2 protein-coding genes are annotated in these 1,677 nt (G+C 65.2%); one reads left to right on the top strand and one right to left on the bottom strand.

Features of this window, described 5'->3' with window-relative positions:
- Window positions 1–25: 25 nt before the first annotated feature.
- A complete protein-coding gene (gene tnpA / locus Q7A36_RS39645) occupies window positions 26–442 on the bottom strand; it encodes an IS200/IS605 family transposase (protein WP_305109293.1) in 417 nt (138 codons plus the stop codon).
- Window positions 443–465: 23 nt separating this feature from the next.
- Here tnpA and Q7A36_RS39640 point away from each other — a divergent pair.
- A partial coding sequence (locus Q7A36_RS39640) for an RNA-guided endonuclease InsQ/TnpB family protein (protein WP_305109292.1) occupies window positions 466–1,677 on the top strand: 1,212 nt, incomplete at its 3' end.

The following is a 1,677-nucleotide window of genomic DNA, read 5'->3' as shown; positions in this document are numbered from 1 at the left end:
GAAAGCCGCAGCGCGCGAAGCGCGCTTATTCGGGTGCCGCCTGCTGCTCGATGTACTGCTTGATGACGGACAGCGGGGCACCGCCGCACGAGATCACGCAGTACGTCCGGCTCCAGAATACCGGCTTCCGATAGACCCGGCTCACCTCGGCAGCGAACTCCTTGCGGATCAGCCGAGAGGTGGTGGTTTTGAGGTTGTTGACGAACCGGCTGAGATCAAGGTTGGGCGGCAGGGAGATCAGCAGGTGGACGTGATCCGGCTCGCCGTTCACCTCCATCAGCTTGCCGCCCCACCCCTCGCACCGAGTGGTGGCGATCTCGCGGAAGCGGTCGAGCATGGGCGCGGTGATGCACTTCCGCCGGTACTTGGTCACGAGAACCAAGTGATAGTGGAGCGCGTAAACGCAGTGGTATAGCTTGGAAAACTCAGCTTGATCCGCCATGCAACTAAGCCTAGCGTAACGGTATGGCCGCTGTCCATCGCCGGGTCACGATGAAGCTATATCCATCCGCCACGCAGGCGGCCGAGATGGAGCGCGTCTGCGATCTGCACCGGGCGCTGTACAATGCCGCCCTGCAAGAGCGCATCGACGCATGGCGCCTGTCCCAGACCTCCATCGGCTTCGCGGCGCAGTGCAAGTCCGTCACGCAGATCAGGCAGGATGACTTGGCCTATCTCGGGCTGAATGCGCAGTCCTTGCAGGTCACGCTCAAGCGCCTCGATCTGGCCTTCGGCCACTTCTTCCGCCGGGTGAAGGCGGGCGAGACGCCGGGCTTCCCGAGGTTCAAGGGACGGGACCGCTTTCCCGGCTTCGGCTTCAAAACCCACGGTGACGGCTTCAAGTTCGAGCCGGGTGAGGGATGGCGGCACGGCAGGCTGCGCCTGTCGGGCATCGGCACCATGCGGGCGCGTGGTGAGGCCCGAACGCCGGGCCGGGTGGTCTGTGCCGATATCCAGCGCAAGGCGGATGGTTGGTTCCTCTCGCTGGTGGTCGCGTGCGAGCCGCACCGCGAACGGACCGGCAATGCCGTCGCCGGACTGGACTGGGGCGTCGAAACCATGGCGACGCTCTGTCATGGCCCGATGCAGTTCGCTGAGATCGAGAACGACCGGCTGTTGGCCGAGGCGCAGGCCGGCCTCAAGGCGACGCAGCGCGAGGTGTCCCGTCATCTCCGAGGCAAGCGGTCAAAGCGGGCCGCGAAGGCGCGGAAGCTGCTGGCGAAGCGCAGCCGGAAGCTGGCGAACCGGCGCAAGGACCGGAACCACCAAACCACTGCGCGGCTTGCCCGCGAGCACGCGGTCATCATCACCGAGGACATCGCGGTGAAGAACATGACGGCTTCCGCCAAGGGGACGGCGGAGAAGCCGGGCAAGAATGTCCGCCAGAAAGCGGGCTTGAACCGGGCGATCCTTGATACTGCGCCCGGCAGTTGGTTGTCCCTCCTGACCTCGAAAGCGGAAGAAGCTGCGGGTCGGGTGATCTTGGTCGATCCACGGAAGCACCGGCCATCGCAGACCGATCCGGTCAGTGGCGAGGTGCGGAAGAAGGCGCTGCATGAGCGCGCCCATGTCCTGCCTGATGGGCGGATGATCGGGCGCGATCAGGCGGCGGCTTGGGTGTTGTGGAACATCGGCCAGCGTATCTTGGGTGAGGAACAGGCCCGGTCCCCCGCGACC

Source organism: Paracraurococcus lichenis (assembly GCF_030657435.1).
Classification (GTDB): Bacteria; Pseudomonadota; Alphaproteobacteria; order Acetobacterales; family Acetobacteraceae; genus Paracraurococcus; species Paracraurococcus lichenis.
Note: the sequence above shows the minus strand (reverse complement) of the source record. Positions and strands in the feature narration are given on the sequence as shown.

Excerpts from the sequence above, each read along its gene's own strand:
- tnpA (WP_305109293.1), bottom strand. The coding sequence starts at position 442 with ATGGCGGATCAAGCTGAGTTTTCCAAGCTATACCACTGCGTTTACGCG.